Raw genomic sequence first — 20,462 nt, forward strand, 5'->3', positions numbered from 1 at the left:
CGGGTTCAAAGATCGAGATAGCTGCTGTCGCGCCGGTTCACGCGGCGCACCAGGTGGTCGAACACATCGCGGGCACCGCCGTGGCTGTCGTTGAAGGTCAGCGAGTCCTCGTTGCAGCGCCGCGCCATGGCGTCGGAGACCATGCGCGGCGCCCCCATGGACAGGGTGGCCATCTGCACGTCGCAGGCGCGCTGCAGCGTCCACAGCACCACGAAGGCCTGGGGCAGGTCGCTGCCCCAGCTGAGCAGGCCATGGTTGCGCAGGATCACGGCCTTGCGGTGGCCGATGCTGGCCAGCAGGCGCGGCCCTTCGTCGGCATGGATGGTGATGCCCTCGAAGTCGTGGTAGGCCACCATGCCGTGCAGCTGGGCGCTGTAGAAGTTGCTTTGCGACAGGCCCTGCTCCAGGCAGGCCACGCCCATGCCCGAGGTGGTGTGCGTGTGCATCACGCAGTGCGCGCCCGGCAGTCCGTCGTGGATGGCCGCATGCACGACGAAGCCGGCCGGATTCACCGGATGCCGCGAGCCGTCCAGCACCTCGCCGCGCACATTGATGCGCACCAGGTTGCTGGCCGTGACCTCTTCGTAGTGCAGGCCGAAGGGGTTGATCAGGAACTGCTTTTCACCGCCCGTCACGCTGTCGGGCAGGCGCACCGTGATGTGGTTGTAGATCAGCTCGTCCCAGCCCAGCATGGCGAAGACGCGGTAGCAGGCGGCCAGTTCGATGCGGGCGGCCCGCTCATCAGGGTGCATGGAGCAATTCATGGTGTGGCTCGTGGGGTGGGTTCTGAGGTGGGTCTTGAGGTGGGTTGTGCAGTGGCTTGTGGGTAAATCAGGCATCCAGCCCCTGGTCCAGCCCCTGGTCCAGCGCTTGGGAGGCACGGCCCAGCTTGTCCAGGATGCGGTCCAGCATGGCGCGCTCATCGGCCGTCAGGGCATTGAGCAGGGCCGCCTGGTAGGGGCGTGCGCGGGACAGCACCTCGTCGAAGAGCGCCTGCCCAGCTTCGCTCAGCTGCAGCAGGTGGCGCCGCGCGTGCTGCGGATCGGCGCGGCGCAGCACCCAGCCCCGGTCGATCAGCGGCTGCAGCGCGCGGCTGATCTGGGCCTTGTCCATCAGGCTCAGGCGCGACAGCGCGCTGGCATGCAGCTCGCCATGGCGCTGGATCTGGCCCATGAGCCGCCACTCGGTCAGCCCCACGGGCGATGCCGGCGCGATGTAGTGGCGCGTCACCTGGGTCTGCAGCGCATTGGACAGCGCGCCCAGGCGGAAGGTGATGAAGTCCTCCAGTGCCAGCGTCTGGCTGCAGACCTGCGTGTCCGGTGCAGGGCCGGTGGCGGCATCGGCGGCAGGGATCGTGGATGTGCGTGGGCAGGGCATTGGGCGGAGGGAACCGGGCGGCGACGGCGATTGCGATTGCGATGGCCGCATGATCCACTAATGTTGACATATCAACATTGGTGGCAACCCTGAGAGCCCTGGCGGCCTGCAGGCCGCCATCGGGCGCAGGGTGAAACCCGTGCGCCCGCGCCGCGCTCAACGCTTGAGCAGTTCGTTGGAAGGCAGGGTCTCGTCCAGCAGCTTGCGGGCCGTCTCCACGCCCGCCACGGGCAGCAGCGCCGGGTCCAGCAGGCCCACCTGCACCAGCACGCTGGCCTGGTCCCAGTAGATGTGCTCGTGGTAGAGCTTGTCGCCCCGGAACTTGACCACGGCCAGCAGCGGGATCTCCACGCGCCGCCCCGTGGGACGCACGCCGGGCAGCATCCACGGAATCTCGGTGGTGTGCGTGAAGCAGAACAGCATCTCGTCCACCACCTGCGAGGCCCCCACCGTGCGTGAAATCGGGGTCAGCGACGTGTCGGGCGGATTGCTGTTGACGAAGTGGTTCGTATAGAAGGCGTGCAGGTTGCTGAAGCCCACGCCGCCGGTCATGGTGGGGATGTGGTTCACATAGGGCTCGGCCACCATGGTGGCCATGGTGTCGTCCACGTTGCGCGTGGCGAATTCGTACTCGCAGTGCTTGTCCCACAGCGCGGCCAGGTCGAAATGCGGGCCGATGGCGGACTTGAGCGTGGCAATGCTGCGCTCGTGCGCCATCAGCGCCGAGGCCCGGTGGAAATGGTCGCCGCCCTTGCGCGCGAAGGCATGGTCCACGCCCGGATAGACATGCACGGCCACGCCGGGACGCCCGCCCAGCGCCTGGACGATGCGCTGGCGCGCCTCGGGCGGGCAGAAGGCGTCAAGCTCGGCCACATGCAGGGTGAGCGGGCAGCGGATGCGCTCGGCCTCGTCCAGCGCCGCCTCGATGCCCACGCCGTAGTAGCCGACCACCGCATCGGCATCGGTGCGGCAGGCGGCCAGGTAGGCCAGCTTGCCGCCCAGGCAAAAGCCCAGCACGCCGGCCTTGCCGTCCGTGACCTCGGGGCGCTGGCGCAAGGCGTTCAGGCAGGCCTGGATGTCCTGCACGCCCAGGGCCTCGTCGAATCCCTTGTAGAAGCCGAAGGCGCGCTCCCAGTCCGCCGGCGTGTAGCCCAGCTCCACATCGGGCTGCTGGCGCCAGAACAGGTCGGGCACCAGCACCACGTAGCCTTCTTCGGCGTAGTAGTCGGCCACCTCGCGCATGGTGGCGTTGACGCCGAAGATCTCCTGCGCCAGCACCAGGCCGGGGCCGCTGCCCGAGGCCGGCACGGCCAGGTAGGCGTTGAAGCTGCCGCTGCCGTCCAGCGCGTTGATGCGCACATGGCGGCTGGCCGGGGGTTCTTTCTGCTGCATGGGGTTGTCTCCGTTTCAAAGGGTGGGGAAAGCTGCGGTGCCGCTTTTTTCATGACCCGTCATACGCATTCGGGGTGCCGCACCGTCACCTGATAGTAGCCCGCGTGAAAGGCCAGGGGCTCGCCGTCGAAGCGTTCGCAGCGCTCGACCTGGCCGATGAAGATGAGGTGGTCGCCGCCATCGTATTGCCGGATGTTGCGGCAGACGAAGCGGGCCAGCACGCCATCGATCAGGGGCACGCCGGCCGGGCCTTCCGCGCAGTCCAGGCCGACGAACTTGTCTTGCTGCGGCGTGGAAAAGCGCCGCGACAGAAGGTGCTGGCCCGCAGCCAGCACGTGGATGGCGAAGTGGCTGGCGCCCTGGAAATCGCAGACGCTGGGCGCCTGGCGCGCCAGGCTCCACAGCACCAGCGGCGGGTCCAGCGAGACCGAGGAGAACGAGTTGGCCGTCATGCCCACGCGCCGCCCGTCCGGCGCGCGCGTGGTGATGACGGTCACGCCCGTGGTGAACTGGCCGAAGGCCTTGCGCAGCTCGCGCGGATCGAAGGAGCAGGCCGTGGCGGGGGCCGGGGTTTCGCATGTGCTCATGGCGGCCTCTGCGGCTAGGCGGGGACGGCTGCCATGGCGGCTATGGCCGCGCAGCTGTCGATGTAGTGGTCTGCCTCGCCCGCGTCCGCGAACCAGGGGAAGAAGGTGCGCGGGTCATCGAAGCCGTTGGCAAAGGCGCTGGCCAGCGGTGCCAGCGTGCCCGCGCTGGCCAGCAGCTTGAGCACATGGGGTGGCGGTGGCGCCAGCAGCATGTTGGTCCACTGCGTGACCCATTGCGCATAGCCGAACCAGTAGCGGTCGAAGGTCTGCTGCATCCAGGCGGCGTCGAATGCGCCATTTCCGTCACGATTTCCGTCGCCATTGCCGCGCGCCAGGATGCTGCGCAGATAGGTGTCGGCGCACTTGGCCGCGTTGTTGGAGCCCTGGCCCGTGATGGGGTCGTTGAGCACCACCACGTCGCCCATGCCCAGCACCTTGCGCCCCGACGGCAGCGTGGCCACGGGCTTGCGCACCGTGGGGGCGAAGCGGCCCGCAAGGATGCCGTTGTCATCGGTCAGCGCAATGTCGCGGCAGCGTTCGGCCTCCCAGGGCACGAAGGTGTCGAGGATCCAGCGGCTGCGCTCCAGGTGCTGCTCCGGTGTCTTCACATCGCCCCAGCAGTCCATGGGGCCGCCGGGCACGCCTTCGAACACCATGATCTCGCAGGGGCCCGTGGTCGTCAGCGCCGGGAACACGAAATACTCGCCCACGCCCGGCACAAGGTTGAAGGACACGGCGGAGAACGGCTCGCGCGGCTTCATGCCCGTCACATAGGTCAGCGCCAGCGCGCGCTGGGGCTGGTCGAAGCGCGAGCGGTGGGCATCGCGCTCGAACAGCCTCGATATCTCGCCCTTGCCGCTGGCAACCAGGGTCAGGTCATGGCTGCGCGTGCATTCCTCCAGCTCGGCGATGCCCGCGTCCTTGAGCACCAGCTCGCCGCCCTGGCGGCGGAAATCGTCCATCCATGCGGGGATCTTCAGGCGCTGGTCCACGGACTGCGCGCCCGCGTTCAGCCGCGCCGCCCAGTCGATGGCCTTGTCGGCTGCCTTCTCGCCGTGTTGCCCAGGGTGCGGCACGCACAGGCCGATGCCCTCGACCACCGGGCATTCGCGCGACCAGTGGTCCAGGCCCAGGCCGCGCTCTATCTGCAGCGCGCTGTCGAACATGCACTGGCTGGACATGACCCGGCCCTGGGCGATGTCCTGCGCCGTGCGGTTGCTCAGTATCGTGACCTGATGGCCCGCGGCCAGCAGGCCCAGGCCCAGTTGCAGGCCCGACTGGCCGGCTCCGACGATGGCGATTTTCTTCATGGCTGTCTCCTTGCGGCTCCGTGTCCGTACTGCGTACTAGTCCATCAATTGGGGAATGGCGGCCACGGCCCGCTCGGGCCCCATGGCGCCGTAGCCGCCGTCCACCGCGTAGTCGGCCCCGGTCACGAAGCTGGCATGGTCCGAGCACAGGAACAGCACCACCTGCGCCACCTCGTGCGGATCGCCCACGCGGCCCAGCAGGTGAAAGGGCGCGGCCACGCGGTCGGTCTTGGCGCGGTCGCCGCCACTGAGCCGGTCCATCACCGCCGACCAGGTCCAGCCCGGGCAGACGCTGTTGACGCGGATGCCATCGGCCGCCAGGTCCATGGCCATGCTGCGCGTGAGCTGCTTCATGGCCGCCTTGCTGGCCGGGTAGAGCCAGCGCCCCGTCTGCGCGGCCTCAGACGAGATGCTGGTGAAATTCACCACGGCCCCGCCACCGGCGGCCACCATGTGCGGGTGCACGGCCTGCAGCATGGCCACGGCGCTGGCCACGTTCACGTTGAACGAGGCCAGCCAGTCGGCACGCGGCGACTGCAGGCCCTCATCCACATAGGAGCAGGCCAGGTTGACCAGGATGTGCACGCCGCCGTGCCGGCTGCATGCCTGCTGAACGCAGGCGGCGACCTGCGCGTCGTCGGTGATGTCGGTGCGCACGAAAAGCGCGCCCTCGCCCAGCGCATCGGCCAGCACCTGGCCGTTGTCGGCATCGATGTCGGCAATGACCACCTTCACGCCGGCCGCGTGCAGCGCACGCACCACGCCGGCGCCTATCAGGGTGGAGCCGCCGGTGACGATGGCGCTTTTGCCTTCGAGTCCCTTGAACATGACGCTTGTTCTCCCGTGTGGATGCCAGGCCGGGCTGGCCTGTGCAGCACACGTTACGGGGGGCCGGGCCGCGCATGCATCCGGCAAGCGCAGGCACTGTCCCTGGCGCGCAGAAATCGGCTCCCGGGGAATGGTCCGAATTGTGGGAGCGGGTGGTTTTTGCTACGTTCTGCCCAGCCTATGGAACACGCCATGCACACACCGCTGCCGCTGCAGCGCTACCGGCTTTTCGAGAGCCACGACATGGACGAGGCCCGCGAAAGCGTGGCGCGCGTCTTCTGTCCGCATGGCCTGGGCATGCTGCGCCCGCGCGCCGAGCTGGATGCCTGCCACCACAGCGCGCCGCTTTCCCGCAACGTCAGCCTGAACTATGTGCAGTACGGTCCCGGCGTGCACATCGAGCCCGGCTACCTGCGGGACTTCTTCCTGTTGCAGATTCCCCTGCGCGGCAGTGCCGAGATCCGCTGCGGCGCGCAGCAGGTGGATGCCACGCCGCGCCTGGCCTCCCTGCCCTCGCCGACCGAGCCGCTGTCCATGCGCTGGGCCGACGACAGCCCGCACCTGATCGTGCGCATGGCCCGCCCGGCCCTGGTGGCGCGGCTGGAGGCGCTGCTGCAGGCGCCCGCAGGCCGGCCCCTGGTGTTCGATCTGGGCGTGCCGCTGGACCAGCCGGCGCTGGCACCGCTGGTGCATTTCATCGACTGCCTGCGGCACACGCTGGATGCGGGCAACGCCCTGCAGGCCACGCAGGCACTGGCCCGGCATGCGGAGGAATACCTGCTGACCAGCCTGCTGATGTCGGCCACGCACAGCCACAGCCGCGCACTGGCCGGGGACAGCCGGCGCAGCCTGCTGCCGCGCGGCGTGCGCAAGGCCCAGGAGTACATGCAGGCCCATGCCGACCAGCCCCTGTCGCTGGCCGATGTCTGCCGCGAGGCCGGCTGCAGCGCGCGCACGCTGCAGGCCGCCTTCCGCCAGCACGCAGGCATGGGGCCCATGGATTTCCTGCGCCAGCTGCGGCTGGACCGGGTGCGCGCCGAACTCCAGGCAGCCAAGGGCCCGGGCGCCGCAGCCGGCTCCGGCGTGCGCGACGTGGCGCAGAAATACGGCTTCCTGCACCTGGGCCACTTCGCGGCCCAGTACCGCAGCCGCTTCGGCGAGCTCCCGTCCGAGACGGCGAGCCGCCGCGTGCAGGCCTGAGGGCCTGCCTTTGCCGGTTCAGCCCCGGCCCACGAAGGGCATCTTGGTGGCCATCACCGTGTGGAACAGCACGTTGGCCTCCAGCGGCAGGCTGGCCATGTAGAGCACGGACTGGCCCACCACATCCGCGTCGATCAGCGGCTCCACCGCGATCTCGCCATTGGCCTGGGGCACGCCCTTGGCCATGCGCGATGCCAGCTCGGTCATGGCATTGCCGATGTCGATCTGGCCCACGGCGATGTCGTAGGCACGGCCGTCGAGCGCAGCCGTCTTGGTCAGGCCCATGACGGCATGCTTGGTGGCCGTGTAGGCGCTGGAATTGGGGCGCGGCGCATGCGCGGAGATGGAGCCGTTGTTGATGATGCGGCCACCGCGCGGCGACTGGTCGCGCATGGTGCGGAAGGCCTGCTGCAGGCAATAGAACATGCCGTTGAGGTTGACATCGACCACCTCGCGCCACTGCTCGGGCGTCCAGTCCAGGAAGGAGCCGGGCGGATTGCCCCGGCCCGCGTTGTTGAACAGCAGGTCCACGCGACCGAAGCGCTGCACCGTGCGCGCGAACAGCTGCTCCACGGCAGCCGGATCGCTGACATCGGTGGCAATGCCCAGCATGCGCTCGCCTGCGCCGTACTTTGCCTGGGCCTCGGCGCAGGTCTCATCCAGCGGCGCCTGGCGGCGGCCCGCCACCACCACCTGGTAGCCAGCGCCCGCCAGGGCCAGCGCCACGGCCTTGCCCACGCCGGTTCCTCCGCCCGTGACCACGGCCGTCTTTGCGTTCTTCATCTCCATTGCTTGTCCATCCTGTAGTGCAAGTGTTGCAGCCGCCGCCCGCGCACCGGTGGCGGGCGGCGCCGCTGCATTGTCGACGACGCGCCGGGCCTGCGGACTGTGCCGCAGGCGACACCATCGCCGCACTGCGGACGAAGCTCAGGCAAAGCGCCAGGCAATGGAGCCCAGCGGCCCGTAGTCCACATGGAAGCTGTCGCCGGCCTGGGCCGTGACGGGCCGCGTGAACGAGCCTGCCAGCACCACCTGGCCTGCGTCCAGCTGCTCATCCCATTGCGCGAGCCGGTTGGCCAGCCAGGCCACGCCCGTGGCCGGATGGTTGAGCACGGCGGCCGCCACGCCGGACTCCTCGATCACGCCGTTGCGCTGCAGCAGCGCCGACACCCAGCGCAGGTCCACCGCGTCGGGGCGCACGGGCCGCCCGCCCATGACGATGCCGGCATTGGCCGCGTTGTCGGCGATGGTGTCGCGCACCGTGCGCATGGCCTGGGTATCGCGGTCCTTTTGCTCGATGCGGGCGTCGATGATTTCCACGGCGGGCACCACCCAGTCGGTGGCGGCCAGCACATCGCACAGGGTGACGCCCGGCCCCTTGAGCGCGCGGCCCAGCACGAAGGCCAGCTCCACCTCCACGCGCGGAGCGATGAAGCGCGCAAAGGGAATGTCGCCGCCGGGCTCGAAGAACATGTCGTCCAGCAGGGTGCCGTAGTCGGGCTCGGTGATCTGCACGGCCTGCTGCATGGCACGCGAGGTCAGGCCGATCTTGTGGCCCCTGACCGTGCGGCCCTCGGCGCGCTTGAGCCGCATCCAGGCGCGCGAGATGGCGTAGCCGTCCTGCACCGTCATGTCCGGATGGCGGCGGGAAAAGTGCCGGACCTGCACCCGGCTTTTTTCGCTGGCGTGCAGCTCGGCCGCCAGGCTGTCTATGGTGTGTTGCGCAAGCATGGGCGGCCCTTCAGCGCGCGGCGGGGCCATCGTCGGCCCAGGCCAGGTAGCCGTCGGACACGCCCTGGCGCTGCATGGCATCCCACTGCGCCACCGAAGGCGTGGGTATCTGGAAGGCATCGCCCACGCGGCCATACCAGCCGGGGTTCTGCAGCCGCGCGATCAGCTCCATGGGCGCGGGGTCGAAGTACATGAGCTCGCCATCGACCACGGCCGCATCCATGACATGGGCGGCCAGCACATCGGCCAGCACCAGGCTGCGCACGCCGTCGATATCGATGAGCTGGCGCACGCGGCACTCGAATGAAGCAGGGCTGTCCACGATGCGCGGCGCCTTCACCCGCCGTGCATCGCCCAGGACCAGACCGGCCTGGGCCGACTCGTCCACCTGCGCGCCGAACTCTATGGCCGTCACCGCCATGCGGCGCGCCAGCGGCTCGGACACCAGGTTCACCACGAACTCGCCCGTGGCCGCGATGTTGCGCGCCGTGTCCTTGAGCACGCCCTGGCGCGAGCCAATGCACACGCACAGCAGCGGTGGATCGCCCGACATGGCGTTGAAGAAGGAAAACGGCGCGACGTTGACCGTGCCGTCCCCGTCCACCGAGCTGATCCAGGCGATGGGACGGGGCAGAACCAGGGAGTGCAGGATGTTGCTGCGCTGCTCGCTGTTGAGCGATTGCATTTCAAAGTACATGGGAATCCGGAGGGGAAGGGAAAAAGGGAGGGCGTCGCGTCACTCGTTGCCGGCGCACGCCGCGTCCTGCTCGGCCTGGGCGATGCCCGGGGCGCGCGCATTGGACTGGTGCAGTTCCACCAGGTTGCCGGCCGGGTCGCGCAGGAACAGCTGCTTGAGGCTGGGCGATGCCACGTTGTCCAGCGTGAAGTAATCGACGCCGCGCGCCTGCAGCTCCTGCTCGGCGCCGAGGATGTCGTCCACGGCCAGCGCGATGTGGTTGGACACAGGGTCCTTGCCCGGGCCCTGCGCATAGCGCGACGGCCCCTCGCTGCCGAGGATGTGCAACTGGCTGCCGTTGGGCAGGTTGATCCAGGAGCCGTAGATGCCGGGGATCTTCCAGCGCGCGGCGTCCTGGGGCAGGTTCAGCACTTCGCGGTAGAAGTCGAGCATGGCGTCGGCCTGGGCGTGGTTGACGCCGAACCCGACATGGTGGAGTTCCAGAACTTTGATGGGCATGGGATGTCCTTGCATATTTGTGTGCTGCCAAATAATACGCTTAACGTACTATACATAAAGCGTAATATATGAAAGCCGTAAAATCAACCGCCCTTTCTTCTCCCGGCTTCATCCCGGCCTCAACCGCTTCCATCCACTCCAATGAGTCCGCGCAAGACCGCTGCCGCACCGGCCCCCGACTCCACCCCCCTCGCCAACGCCCCCGAAGCGCTGCGCCCGCACCTGGCCCTGATGGCCGAGACCGCGCAGCCCGGCACCGACACGCCGGCCGCCGGCCTGGGCCTGCTGCTGCTGTGGCTGGCCGACGATGTGGAGCAGCGCGCCAACGCATCGCTGCAGGCGTTCGGCCTGTCCGAGAGCAAGCTCGACGTGCTCATGATCTTCGGCCTGGCCGAGCGCGGGCTGCTGGGCGACACGGTGGTCACGCCGTCCTATATCGCCAGCTACGTCGGCGTGACGCGCTCGTCGGTGACGGGCCTGCTGGACTGGCTGGAAAAGCGCTCGCTGCTGGCGCGCAGCCTCAGCCAGGAAGACCGCCGCAGCTTCGACCTGGCGCTCACCGACCAGGGCCGCGAGGTGCTGGCCCGCGCGCTGCCGGCCTTCTGGCGCATGTGCGAGTCGCTGGTCGACTACCTGGACGAGGGCGAGCGTGCCAGCCTGCAGTCCATCCTGTTCAAGGCCTGGACGAGGATGAAGGCGCAACAGGGCGCTTGATCCTGGGAGCGCGGCAGGCCGCCCTGGCTGCCGCAAGCCTGCGCAGCCGGCACGGTGCCATATTTCGCGCGGGCATAAGCTCAATCTCGCCTGTGCAAAATTTCCTTTGCGATCAATGCCTTGCGCCGCGCATGGCTCGCTATAAGGAAATGTGAATTCCGTCGTGGTGCGCGCCGGGGCCGGGTGTTGCAATGCCTTCAGAGGCCATGCCGGCAGGCGCCATGTGGGCGCCGGCGCCGGGCCTGGCCGAGCTGGAGGAACCACGCCTTGCCCACGCGCAGAAACACATTGCTCTGGTCGCTCGCCGCCACGCTGGCGCTGCCCGGCCTTGCGGCGGCCGCCGCGCTGAAGATAGGCGTCACGCCCGGCTCGCTGGCCGACTCCGTGGAGGTCGCCGCCAAGGAGGCGCGCGCCCAGGGGCTGGACGTGCAGGTCATCGAGTTCACCGACTGGACCACGCCCAACACGGCGCTGGCGGCCGGCGACATCGACCTCAACTACTTCCAGCACCAGGCCTTCCTGGACAACGCCATCCGCGAGCGCGGCTATGCCTTCACCAGCGTGGCCACGGGCCTGCTGCCCAACATCGGCCTGTACTCGCTCAAGACCCAGCGCTTTGCCGACCTGAAGGAGGGTGCGCGCGTGGGCGTGGCCAATGACCCCGTCAACCAGGGGCGCGGCCTGCTGCTGCTGGAGAAGGCCGGCCTGATCCAGCTGCGCGAAGGCAAGGGCCCGCGCGCGGGGCTGGACGACATCGTGTCCAACCCGCGCAGGCTGCGCTTTGTCGAGATCGAAGGGCCGCAGCTGGTGCGCGCGCTGGACGATGTGGACCTGGCCCAGGGCTACCCGGCCCACTTCGTCAACGCCGGGCGGCCGCAGGTGGCCGGCAATGCGCTGCTGTATTCGGGCATTGACGACCTGTACTACGCCATCCGCTTCGTCTCGCGCCAGGACAACGCCCGGGACCCGCGCATTGCGCAGTTCGTGCGCATCTACCAGACCTCGGGCGCCGTGCAGGCGCAGATCCACAAGTCATTCGCCGCCAACGACAGGCTGTACAGCCTGCCGTGGCGCAAGCCGTGACGCGGCCCCTTCCTGTCTTTTTCGAACCTTTTTTTCCGGAGATCCCGATGAAGCTTTCCCGTGCCCTGATCGCCCCGCTGGCCGCCCTGGCCCTGTTCTCCGCCCATGCTGCCGACAAGCTGCGCATCGGCGTGGTGCCCGGCGCCTACGCCGACTCGGTGGCCGTGGCCGCCAGGGAGGCCAAGGCCCAGGGCATCGATGTGCAGGTGGTGGAGTTCACCGACTGGACCACGCCCAACGTGGCCGTGGACTCGGGCGACCTGGACATCAACTACTTCCAGCACCAGCCCTTCCTGGACAACGCCATCCAGAAGAACGGCTACAAGCTGGCCAGCGCGGGCACGGGCATCCTGGCCAACGTGGGCCTGTACTCGCTCAAGCACAAGGCCATCGCCCAGGTGCCGCAGGGCGGCAAGGTGGGCATTGCCAACGACCCCGTGAACCAGGGGCGCGGCCTGCTCTTGCTGCAGAAGGTGGGGCTGATCAAGCTCAAGCCCGGCGTGGGCTACCTGGGCAGCCTGGACGACATCGTCGAGAACCCCAAGAAGCTCAGCTTCGTCGAGGTCGAGGGGCCGCAGCTGGTGCGCATCACGGGCGACGTGGACATCGCACAGGGCTACCCGCACTTCATCGTGGCGGCCAAGGCCTTCGATCCGTCCAGCGGGCTTGCATATTCGGGCATCGAGGACGCGCGCTTTTCCATCCAGTTCGTGGTCAAGGCCAACCGCACGCAGGACCCCGTGGTGCAGAAGTTCATCCGCATCTACCAGAACTCCGATGCGGTGAAGGCCGAAGCCCAGCGCGCCTTTTCCAACGACAAGCGCCTGTACAACCTGGCCTGGGTCAAGCCCTGAGCGGCGCGGGGAGGACTTCAGCCATGTCAACCAGCATTGCAGCCAGGCAGCCCCTGGCGGACAGGCCGGCCCACGAGGCGGACAGGCGCTCATCGGCAGCGGCCGGCACCACGCGGGAATCCATCCGTGGGCCCGGCGCCGTGGCCTTCAGCGGCGTGGCCAAGACCTACCAGTCTTCGGCCGGGCCCGTACAGGCGCTGGACGCGATCAGCCTGGAGATCGCGCCGGGCAGCATCTTCGGCATCATCGGGCGCAGCGGCGCGGGCAAGTCCAGCCTGCTGCGCACCATCAACCGGCTGGAGCAGCCCAGCAGCGGCCAGGTGCGGGTCGACGGCGTGGACATCGGCACGCTGGACGAGGCGCAACTGGTGCAGCTGCGCCGGCGCATCGGCATGATCTTCCAGCACTTCAACCTGCTGTCGGCCAAGACGGTGCATGACAACGTGGCCCTGCCGCTGCAGGTGGCGGGCCTGCCGCGCGCACGCATCAATGCGCGGGTGAATGAGCTGCTGGCCCTGGTGGGCCTGCAGGAGAAGGCTGGCACCTATCCGAGCCGGCTGTCGGGCGGGCAAAAGCAGCGCGTGGGCATTGCCCGCGCCCTGGCCACCGACCCCGAGATCCTGCTGTGCGACGAGGCCACCTCGGCCCTGGACCCCGAGACCACGCAGTCCATCCTGGAGCTGCTGCGCACCATCAACCGCAAGCTGGGCATCACCATCGTCCTGATCACGCACGAGATGAGCGTGATCCGCGAGATCGCCGACCGCGTGCTGGTGCTGGAGCAGGGCCGCATCGCAGAGCTGGGCGAGGTCTGGAAGGTCTTCGGCAACCCGCAGCACCCGGCAACGCGCGCCCTGCTGGCACCGCTGCAGCACGGCCTGCCCGACGACCTGCGCCAGCGCCTGCTGCCCGACGCGCCCGCAGGCCGCCACGAACGCATCCTGCAGCTGACCTACCGCGGCGAGGACGGGCTGGAGCCCGACTTCCCGCGCATCGCCCAGGCCCTGGGCGGCCGGGTTCGCCTGCTGCATGGCGGCGTGGACCGCATCCAGGGCCATGCCCAGGGGCAGCTGCTGATCGCGCTGGGCGGCGGCACGGCCGCGCATGACTGGCACACATTGACGCAGGGCCCGGCGGCCATTGCGCATGACATCAAGGATCTCGGATATGTCGCTGAATCTGTCCATTCCCATTGAGCGCTACGGCAACGCGCTGGCCGACACGCTGATGATGGTCGGCGTCTCGGGCGGCATCGCGCTGGCGGCGGGCATTCCGCTGGCGGTGCTGCTCATCGTCACCGCACCCGGCGGCTTCCTGGCCTCGCCGCGCACGCACCGCGCGCTGGGCAGCGTGATCAACGGCTTCCGTGCCACGCCCTTCATCGTGCTGCTGGTGGCGCTGATCCCGTTCACGCGGCTGGTGACGGGCACCACCATCGGCGTGTGGGCGGCCATCGTGCCGCTGGCCATCAGCGCCACGCCGTTCTTTGCGCGCATCGTCGAGGTCAGCCTGCGCGAGGTCGATCCCGGCCTCATCGAAGCCGCCCAGGCCATGGGCTGCCGCAAGTGGGACATCGTGCGCCACGTCTACCTGCCCGAGGCCCTGCCCGGCATCGTGGGCGGCTTCACCATCACCCTGGTGGCGCTGATCAGTTCCTCGGCCATGGCCGGCGCCGTGGGCGCGGGCGGCCTGGGCGACCTGGCCATCCGCTACGGCTACCAGCGCTTCGACACCCAGGTGATGCTGCTGGTGATTGCCGTGCTGATCGCGCTGGTCACCGTGGTCCAGGTGCTGGGCGACCGCTACGTGCGCCGGCTGCGCAGCCGCTGACGCTGAAAACAGGCACCAAGCCTTTCCCTCCGGGGCCGCCGCCTGGCGGCCCTCTCCCCACCGACTCAGCAACGAGGCACGGAATGACCACACCGGATGCCCTGGGCGCAGCCTTGCCCGGCAACACACACCACACCCCGGGCGGGGCGCTGCGGCGCCTGCCCCTGCCGCCCTCCACCCCGCACCGCATCACCAGCGAGGCCGAGGCCCTGCAGGCCGCCCAGACCCTGGCCGATGAATGGCGCGTGGACGCAGCGGCCCGCGACCACGAGCGGCGCCTGCCCTGGCAGGAAATCGAGCGCCACACGGCCAGCGGGCTGGGCGCCATCACCGTGCCCCGCGCCTACGGCGGCCTGGGCGCTTCCTACGAGACGCTGGCCCAGGTCTTCGTCACGCTGTGCGCGGCCGACCCTTCGCTGGGCCAGATTCCGCAGAACCATTTCGCCGTGCTGCAGAACCTGCGGGACATGGGCAGCGAGTCCCAGAAGCGCCGCTGGTTCGCCGACGTGCTGGCCGGCCACCGCCTGGGCAATGCCGGGCCGGAGCGCAAGGGCCGCGCGGCCCATGTGCTGGAGGCCACGGCGCGCCTGTCGCGCGATGCGGCAGGCGGCCTGCGCGTCAGCGGCACGCGCTTTTACTCCACGGGCTCGGCCTTCGCGCACTGGGTACCCTTCCGTGCCCAGGACGAGGAGGGCCGCATCGTGCAGGTCTGGGTGCGGCGCGATGCGCCGGGCGTGACCGTGTTCGACGACTGGGACTCCTTCGGCCAGCGCACCACGGCCAGCGGCAGCGTGCAGCTGGACAGCGTGCAGGTACAGCCGGGCGACGTGGTGCCTGCCTGGCAGTTCGAGGCCACGCCCTCGCTGTCCGGCCCGGTGTCGCAGCTGATCCAGGCCTCCATCGACGCGGGCATTGCCCAGGGCGCGCTGCGCGACGCGGTGGACTTCGTGCGCGACAAGAGCCGGCCCTGGATGGACTCGGGCGTGGCGCGTGCCAGCGACGATCCCCACCTCATCCACGAGGTCGGCCAGCTGCAGATCGAGGTGGACGCGGCCCATGCCGTGTTGCTGGAGGCCGCGCGAACGCTGGATGCGCTGGCTGCAGCGGCTGGTGGCGCGGTGGACGAGCAGGCCAGCGCCCAGGCCTCGGTGGCCGTGGCCGAGGCCAAGATCCTCACCACCGAGGCCGCGCTGCAGGCCGGCGAGCACCTGTTCGCGCTGGCCGGCTCCTCGGCCAGCCGCGCTGCCCACCGCCTGGACCGCCACTGGCGCAACGCCCGCGTGCACACGCTGCACGACCCCGTGCGCTGGAAATACCACCTGCTGGGCAACTACCTGCTCAACGGCGCCCTGCCGCGCCGCCACCAGTGGAACTGACCGCCATGACACAGACATCGACCCAAGAGCTGCAGGCCCTGGCCTCCACGCCGGGCGGCCAGCCCGCGCCCGCCGCGCCTCCGGCCCGGCCCGCCCACATCATCGGCAGCGAGGCCGAGGCGCTGGAGGCAGCCCGCAGTTTTGCCGCCCTCATCGCCCCCGGCGCCCTGGCGCGCGACCGCGACCGCCTGCTGCCCTGGCAGGAGGTGGAGCAGTTCAGCCAGAGCGGCCTGTGGGGCATCACCATTCCCCGGGAGTACGGCGGCGCGGGCGTGTCCACGGCCACGCTGACGCGGGCCATTGCCCTGATTGCGGCGGCCGATGGCAACTTCGGCCACATTCCGCAGAACCACTACTACTCGCTGGAAGTGCTGCGCGTGGGCGGATCGCCCGCGCAAAAGGCCTTCTTCTATGACCGTGTGCTGCGCGGCGAACGCCTGGGCAATGCGCTGGCCGAGATCGGCCACCGCGACTTCCAGCGCCGCACCCGGCTGCTGCGCGACAGCGGCGGCTGGTTCGTGCAGGGGCGCAAGTTCTATTGCACGGGCGCCCTGTTCGCGCACTGGATTCCCACCCTGGTCAGCGCGCAGGAAGAGGCGCCGGGGCAAGGCGAGCGCATGTATCTGGTCTTCATCCCGCGCGATGCGGCCGGCGTCACCGTCACCGACGACTGGGATGGCTTCGGCCAGCGCGTGACCGGCAGCGGCTCGGTGCAGTTCGACCGCGTGCGCGTGGAGCCCGAATGGGTGGTGCCCTTCACCAGTTCCTTCGAGCGGCCCACCACCATCGGCCCCTTTGCCCAGATCATCCATGCCGCCCTGGACGCGGGCATTGGCCACGGCGCGCTGCAGGCCGCCCTGCCCTTCATCCGCGAGCATGCGCGGCCCTGGGTGGACGCGGGCGTGGCCAGCGCCACGCAGGACCCGCTGCTGCTGCAGCAACTGGGCAATGTCCACGTGCGCCTGCGCGCCGCCGATGCCCTGGTGGCCCGCGCGGCCCTGGCCGTGGACGCCGCCCAGCGTGCGCCCACGGACGACAGCGTGGCCGCCGCCTCGGTGGCCGTGGCCCAGGCCAAGGCGCTGAGCACCAGCGCCAGCCTGCTGGCGGGCAGCAAGCTGTTCGAGCTGGCAGGCACGGCCTCCACCCTGGCGGGACAGGGCCTGGACCGCTTCTGGCGCAACGCGCGCACCCACACCCTGCACGACCCCGTGCGCTGGAAATACCACGCCGTGGGCAACTACGTGCTCAACGGCATACGCCCGCCGCGCCATGGCGCGCTCTGACCTTTATCAACGACACAGGAATGCAATGATGACAACGACCTCCCCCACACTCTGGCCCCGGCTGGCCGCCTTCCTGGGCGCTGCCCTGCTCGCGGGCAGCGCCCTGGCAGCGCCCCTGAAGATCGGCGTGGTGCCGGGCATCTTCGCGGACTCGGTGGAAGCCGCCGCCAAGGAAGCCAAGAAGCAGGGCCTGGACGTGCAGGTGGTGGAATTCACCGACTGGGCCACGCCCAACGTGGCGCTGGACGCGGGCGACATCGACCTCAACTACTACCAGAACAGCAACTACCTGGCCAATGCAGCGCGCAGCAAGGGCTTCAAGTTCACCAGCGTGCAGGCGGGCATCCTGTCCTATCTGGGCCTGTACTCCACGCGCCACAAATCCCTGGCCGACCTGCCCACGGGCGCCAAGGTGGCCATTGCCAGCGACCCCGTCAACGTGGGCCGCGGCCTGCGCCTGCTGCAGCACGCGGGCCTGATCACGCTGCGCCCCGACACCGGGCTGCTGGGCACCCAGGCGGACATCGTCTCCAACCCCAGGAAGCTGCAGTTCGTGGAGATCGAGGGCCCGCAGCTGGCGCGCACCACGCCCGACGTGGACCTGGCCCAGGGCTTTCCGTATTTCATCATCGCCTCCAAGGCCTTCGATGCCAGCAAGGGCCTGGCCTACACCAGCTACGAGGACGACTCCTGGGCCATCCAGTTCGTGGCCCGCAGCGACCGCGCGGCCGACCCGCGCATCGCCCGCTTCCTGGACATCTACAAAAACTCCGACGTGGTGCGCAAGACCATCCACGCCTTCTACCTGAACGACCAGAAGCTCTACCGCCTGGCCTGGTTGAAGAACTGACGCAACGGACTGCAGGACCCGCCCCATGACGCAAGCCAAGCGCCACATCCACGTCAACGCCTTCAACATGAACTGCGTGGGCCACATACACCACGGGCTGTGGACCCATCCGCGCGACCGCTCCACCGAGTACGGCACGCTGGCCTACTGGACCCACATCGCCAGGGTGCTGGAGGAAGGCCTGTTCGACGGCATCTTCATCGCCGACGTGGTCGGCTACTACGACGTCTACCAGGGCGGCGTGGACCTGACCCTGCGCGAAGGCATACAGCTGCCCGTCAACAACCCCTGGCTGCTGGTCTCGGCCATGGCGGCGGTGACGCGGCACATCGGCTTCGGCCTCACGGCCACCGTGGGCGCGCACCAGCCCTATACCTTCGCGCGCGACGTGACCACGCTGGACCAGCTGACCAACGGCCGCATCGGCTGGAACATCGTCACCGGCTATGTGGACAGCGGCGCGCGCGGCCTGGGCCAGGACGGCCTGGCCGAGCACGACAGCCGCTACGACCGCGCCGACGACTTCCTGGAGCTTTCCTACAAGCTCTGGGAAGGCAGCTGGGAAGAGGGCGCCGTGATCGCCGACAAGGCGCGGCGCATCCACGCCCTGCCCGGCAAGGTGCACCCGGTGGTGCACGAGGGGCCGTTCTACCGCGCCAACGCCATCCACATGAGCGCGCCCTCGCCCCAGCGCACGCCCGTGCTGTTCCAGGCCGGCACCTCGCCGCGCGGGCTGCGCTTTGCGGGCCGGCATGCCGAGGGCATCTTCATCGGCGCACGCACGCCCGAGGCCGCGCGCGAGGCCTCGCGCCAGCTGCGCCAGGCCGCCGTGGACGCGGGCCGGCGTCCCGAGGACATCAAGATCTACGCCGGCGTGGCCGTGGTGCCCGGCCGCACCGAGGCCGAGGCGCGCGAGAAATACGCCGACTACCTGGCCCACGCCAGCGCGGAAAGCGGGCTGGCCCACTTTGCCGCCAGCACCGGCGTGGACTTTGCGCAGTACGGGCTGGACGACCCCATCTCCTTCGGCAACACCAACGCCATCCAGTCGGCGGCCCAGGCCGCGCAGAAGCAGGGCTGGACCACGCGGCGCAAGCTGCTGGAGCAGTTCACGCTGGGCAGCCGCTACGCCACCATCGTGGGCGACCCGTCCCAGGTGGCCGACGAGCTGGAGCGCTGGATCGACGTGGGCGAGATCGACGGCTTCAACCTGACCCGCATCGTCGCGCCCGAGACCTGGGAAGACTTCGCCCGCCTGGTCGTGCCCGAGCTGCAGAACCGGGGCCGCTACCGCACCAGCTACGGCGAGGACGCCACGCTGCGCCAGCGCCTGTTCGGCCAGGGCGACCGCCTGCCCGCCAGCCACGCCGCCGCGCGCTGGCGGCGTTGAAGTCCTTAGCCACCCTCCCCACCGGCCCGTGGCCCGGCTCTGCCTTGCAGGCAGGCCGGGTTGGCGGGCCTTTGAATTTGCAAAGCCATGACCACCACCCTCCCCTGCGCCACCGAGCCTGCGGCCTACGCGGCACCCGGCCCAACCACAGACGGCCCAACCACAGACGGCCCGGCCGATCCCGACGCGCCCTCGCTGCAGGCACGCTTTCGCCCTGTGTTCGACCGCATCGCCCAGGGTGCGGCCGAGCGCGAACGCACGCGCAGCCTGGCCCATGAACCCATCGCCTGGCTGCGTGACAGCGGCTTCACCGCGCTGCGCGTGCCGCGCCGCCTTGGCGGAGCCGGCGCCAGCGTGGAGCAGCTGTTTGCGCTGTGGACCGAGCTGGCCGAGGCCGACTCCAACGTCGCCCAGATCCTGCGCCCGCACTTCGGCTTTCTGGACCGCGTGCTCATCGACCGCGATGCCGCCACCCAGGCCCGCTGGCTGCCGCTGGCCGCGCGCGGCGCCGTGTTCGGCAATGCCACCACCGAGGTGGGCACGGGCACCCTGGGCACGCTGCAGACCACCCTGGTGCCCGATGCGCAGCCCGGCTGGTGGCGGCTGGACGGGCGCAAGTTCTACAGCACGGGCACCCTGTATGCCGACTGGGTGACCGTGGTGGCGCGCGCGGTGGAGCCGGGCAAGGAAGACCAGACCGTGCACGCCGTCGTGCCCACCTCGGAGGCCGGCGTGCAGCGCTTCGATGACTGGCGCGGCTTTGGCCAGCGCCTGACCGGCTCTGGCACCACCGTGCTCAGCCAGGTGCGCGTGCCCGACGACGCCGTGATCCGCTTCCCGCGCGCCCAGCCCACGCCCCTGGTGGCCTATTTCCAGCTGGCCCACCTGGCCACCCTGGCCGGCATTGCCCGGGCCTTGCAGCGCGATGCCATCGCCTATGTGCAGGCGCGCCGCCGCGTGTTCAGCCACGGCAGCGCCACCCTGCCCAAGGACGATCCGCTGGTGCAGCACATCGTCGGCCAGCTGGCCGGCACGGCCTACATCGCAGGCCTGGCCGTGGCCGACGTGGCCGCCGAGCTGGGCCGCATCGCGCGCGAACGCGAGGCCGGGCGCGAGGTGCCGCTGCAGCAGCTGCATGCCCTGGAGCTGCGCACGGCCCAGGCCCAGGTGGCCGTGGTCGATCCCGTGCTGCAGGCGGCCGCGCGGCTGTTCGAGGTGGGCGGCTCCAGCGCCCTGTCCGAAGACCTGGCACTGGACCGCCACTGGCGCAATGCGCGCACCCTGGCCTCGCACAACCCCGTGCTGTACAAGGCCCGCTCGGCGGGCGACATCCTGCTCAACGGCGCCGACCCCATCTACTACTGGCACGTGGGCGTGACGGGCGTGGCGGCAGTGGCGGGCTGAAGGCCCTTGTGCGGCCGCGCTGCGCAGGGACGGGCGCAGCGGCCGTGCGCATATCGCC

The 20,462-nt window shown here is 69.6% G+C and carries 21 protein-coding genes; 11 read left to right on the plus strand and 10 right to left on the minus strand.

Annotated features, from left to right (window positions below):
- Positions 1 to 5: 5 nt before the first annotated feature.
- The 6 genes from ACRSCF_RS24195 to ACRSCF_RS24220 form a co-directional block, all read right to left on the minus strand.
- The gene (locus ACRSCF_RS24195) at positions 6 to 839 is read right to left on the minus strand and encodes a class II aldolase/adducin family protein (RefSeq protein ID WP_264675423.1); all 834 of its coding nucleotides are present in this window, start codon (positions 837 to 839) and stop codon (positions 6 to 8) included.
- Positions 832 to 1,377, minus strand: coding sequence for a MarR family winged helix-turn-helix transcriptional regulator (locus ACRSCF_RS24200; protein WP_034366065.1), 546 nt, complete (start codon positions 1,375 to 1,377; stop codon positions 832 to 834). The genes ACRSCF_RS24195 and ACRSCF_RS24200 overlap by 8 nt, the downstream gene beginning before the upstream one ends.
- 156 nt (positions 1,378 to 1,533) lie before the next feature.
- Positions 1,534 to 2,769 (minus strand): dienelactone hydrolase family protein, encoded by a 1,236-nt coding sequence (locus tag ACRSCF_RS24205; RefSeq protein ID WP_016449084.1) that lies wholly within the window; start codon positions 2,767 to 2,769, stop codon positions 1,534 to 1,536.
- A gap of 59 nt (positions 2,770 to 2,828) precedes the next feature.
- Positions 2,829 to 3,356 (minus strand): flavin reductase family protein, encoded by a 528-nt coding sequence (locus ACRSCF_RS24210; protein ID WP_244387250.1) that lies wholly within the window; start codon positions 3,354 to 3,356, stop codon positions 2,829 to 2,831.
- A gap of 14 nt (positions 3,357 to 3,370) precedes the next feature.
- Positions 3,371 to 4,666, minus strand: a complete 1,296-nt coding sequence (locus tag ACRSCF_RS24215) for a styrene monooxygenase/indole monooxygenase family protein (protein WP_244387252.1) — start codon at positions 4,664 to 4,666, stop codon at positions 3,371 to 3,373.
- Between the two features lie 36 nt (positions 4,667 to 4,702).
- On the minus strand, positions 4,703 to 5,494 hold the full coding sequence (locus ACRSCF_RS24220) for an SDR family oxidoreductase (protein WP_012203717.1): 792 nt from the start codon (positions 5,492 to 5,494) through the stop codon (positions 4,703 to 4,705).
- A gap of 192 nt (positions 5,495 to 5,686) precedes the next feature.
- On the opposite strand from ACRSCF_RS24220, the gene ACRSCF_RS24225 reads away from it, so the two are divergent.
- Positions 5,687 to 6,694 (plus strand): AraC family transcriptional regulator, encoded by a 1,008-nt coding sequence (locus tag ACRSCF_RS24225; RefSeq protein WP_016449087.1) that lies wholly within the window; start codon positions 5,687 to 5,689, stop codon positions 6,692 to 6,694.
- 18 nt (positions 6,695 to 6,712) lie between these two features.
- On the opposite strand, the gene ACRSCF_RS24230 is transcribed toward ACRSCF_RS24225, so the two are convergent.
- The 4 genes from ACRSCF_RS24230 to ACRSCF_RS24245 all read right to left on the minus strand — a co-directional run bounded on the left by ACRSCF_RS24230 (position 6,713) and on the right by ACRSCF_RS24245 (position 9,620).
- Positions 6,713 to 7,483 carry an SDR family oxidoreductase gene (locus tag ACRSCF_RS24230; RefSeq protein WP_013803947.1) on the minus strand — a complete coding sequence of 257 codons (771 nt, stop codon included), beginning with the start codon at positions 7,481 to 7,483 and terminating at the stop codon, positions 6,713 to 6,715.
- A gap of 138 nt (positions 7,484 to 7,621) precedes the next feature.
- Complete coding sequence (gene hpaH / locus ACRSCF_RS24235) at positions 7,622 to 8,425, minus strand: 2-oxo-hept-4-ene-1,7-dioate hydratase (RefSeq protein WP_016449088.1); 804 nt, start codon at positions 8,423 to 8,425, stop codon at positions 7,622 to 7,624.
- Between the two features lie 10 nt (positions 8,426 to 8,435).
- Entirely contained in the window at positions 8,436 to 9,122 is a 687-nt protein-coding gene (locus ACRSCF_RS24240) for a flavin reductase family protein (RefSeq protein ID WP_034367956.1), read from the minus strand.
- 39 nt (positions 9,123 to 9,161) lie between these two features.
- Positions 9,162 to 9,620 carry a VOC family protein gene (locus tag ACRSCF_RS24245; RefSeq protein WP_034367958.1) on the minus strand — a complete coding sequence of 153 codons (459 nt, stop codon included), beginning with the start codon at positions 9,618 to 9,620 and terminating at the stop codon, positions 9,162 to 9,164.
- Between the two features lie 141 nt (positions 9,621 to 9,761).
- On the opposite strand from ACRSCF_RS24245, the gene ACRSCF_RS24250 reads away from it, so the two are divergent.
- From ACRSCF_RS24250 to ACRSCF_RS24295, 10 genes are all read left to right on the plus strand, one after another.
- Positions 9,762 to 10,334, plus strand: coding sequence for a MarR family winged helix-turn-helix transcriptional regulator (locus tag ACRSCF_RS24250; protein WP_016454129.1), 573 nt, complete (start codon positions 9,762 to 9,764; stop codon positions 10,332 to 10,334).
- A 267-nt stretch (positions 10,335 to 10,601) separates the two neighbouring features.
- The gene (locus tag ACRSCF_RS24255) at positions 10,602 to 11,417 is read left to right on the plus strand and encodes a MetQ/NlpA family ABC transporter substrate-binding protein (RefSeq protein WP_016449091.1); all 816 of its coding nucleotides are present in this window, start codon (positions 10,602 to 10,604) and stop codon (positions 11,415 to 11,417) included.
- Positions 11,418 to 11,464: 47 nt separating this feature from the next.
- Complete coding sequence (locus tag ACRSCF_RS24260; protein ID WP_016449092.1) at positions 11,465 to 12,271, plus strand: MetQ/NlpA family ABC transporter substrate-binding protein; 807 nt, start codon at positions 11,465 to 11,467, stop codon at positions 12,269 to 12,271.
- A 23-nt stretch (positions 12,272 to 12,294) separates the two neighbouring features.
- The gene (locus tag ACRSCF_RS24265; RefSeq protein WP_034367960.1) at positions 12,295 to 13,467 is read left to right on the plus strand and encodes a methionine ABC transporter ATP-binding protein; all 1,173 of its coding nucleotides are present in this window, start codon (positions 12,295 to 12,297) and stop codon (positions 13,465 to 13,467) included.
- Positions 13,439 to 14,101: a methionine ABC transporter permease gene (locus ACRSCF_RS24270; protein WP_012203707.1), complete on the plus strand. Its 663-nt coding sequence runs from the start codon at positions 13,439 to 13,441 to the stop codon at positions 14,099 to 14,101. Before ACRSCF_RS24265 ends, ACRSCF_RS24270 begins: the two co-directional genes overlap by 29 nt.
- A gap of 83 nt (positions 14,102 to 14,184) precedes the next feature.
- Positions 14,185 to 15,477, plus strand: a complete 1,293-nt coding sequence (locus ACRSCF_RS24275; protein WP_034367963.1) for an SfnB family sulfur acquisition oxidoreductase — start codon at positions 14,185 to 14,187, stop codon at positions 15,475 to 15,477.
- A gap of 5 nt (positions 15,478 to 15,482) precedes the next feature.
- On the plus strand, positions 15,483 to 16,760 hold the full coding sequence (locus tag ACRSCF_RS24280) for an SfnB family sulfur acquisition oxidoreductase (protein ID WP_244387254.1): 1,278 nt from the start codon (positions 15,483 to 15,485) through the stop codon (positions 16,758 to 16,760).
- 25 nt (positions 16,761 to 16,785) lie between these two features.
- Positions 16,786 to 17,610: a MetQ/NlpA family ABC transporter substrate-binding protein gene (locus tag ACRSCF_RS24285; protein WP_012203704.1), complete on the plus strand. Its 825-nt coding sequence runs from the start codon at positions 16,786 to 16,788 to the stop codon at positions 17,608 to 17,610.
- A 25-nt stretch (positions 17,611 to 17,635) separates the two neighbouring features.
- Positions 17,636 to 19,000, plus strand: a complete 1,365-nt coding sequence (locus tag ACRSCF_RS24290) for an LLM class flavin-dependent oxidoreductase (protein WP_013803957.1) — start codon at positions 17,636 to 17,638, stop codon at positions 18,998 to 19,000.
- 87 nt (positions 19,001 to 19,087) lie between these two features.
- The gene (locus tag ACRSCF_RS24295; protein ID WP_034367964.1) at positions 19,088 to 20,404 is read left to right on the plus strand and encodes an acyl-CoA dehydrogenase family protein; all 1,317 of its coding nucleotides are present in this window, start codon (positions 19,088 to 19,090) and stop codon (positions 20,402 to 20,404) included.
- Positions 20,405 to 20,462: the final 58 nt, after the last annotated feature.

The sequence above is a fragment of the Delftia sp. 11MD genome (assembly GCF_050907895.1).
Classification (GTDB): domain Bacteria; phylum Pseudomonadota; class Gammaproteobacteria; order Burkholderiales; family Burkholderiaceae_C; genus Comamonas; species Comamonas tsuruhatensis.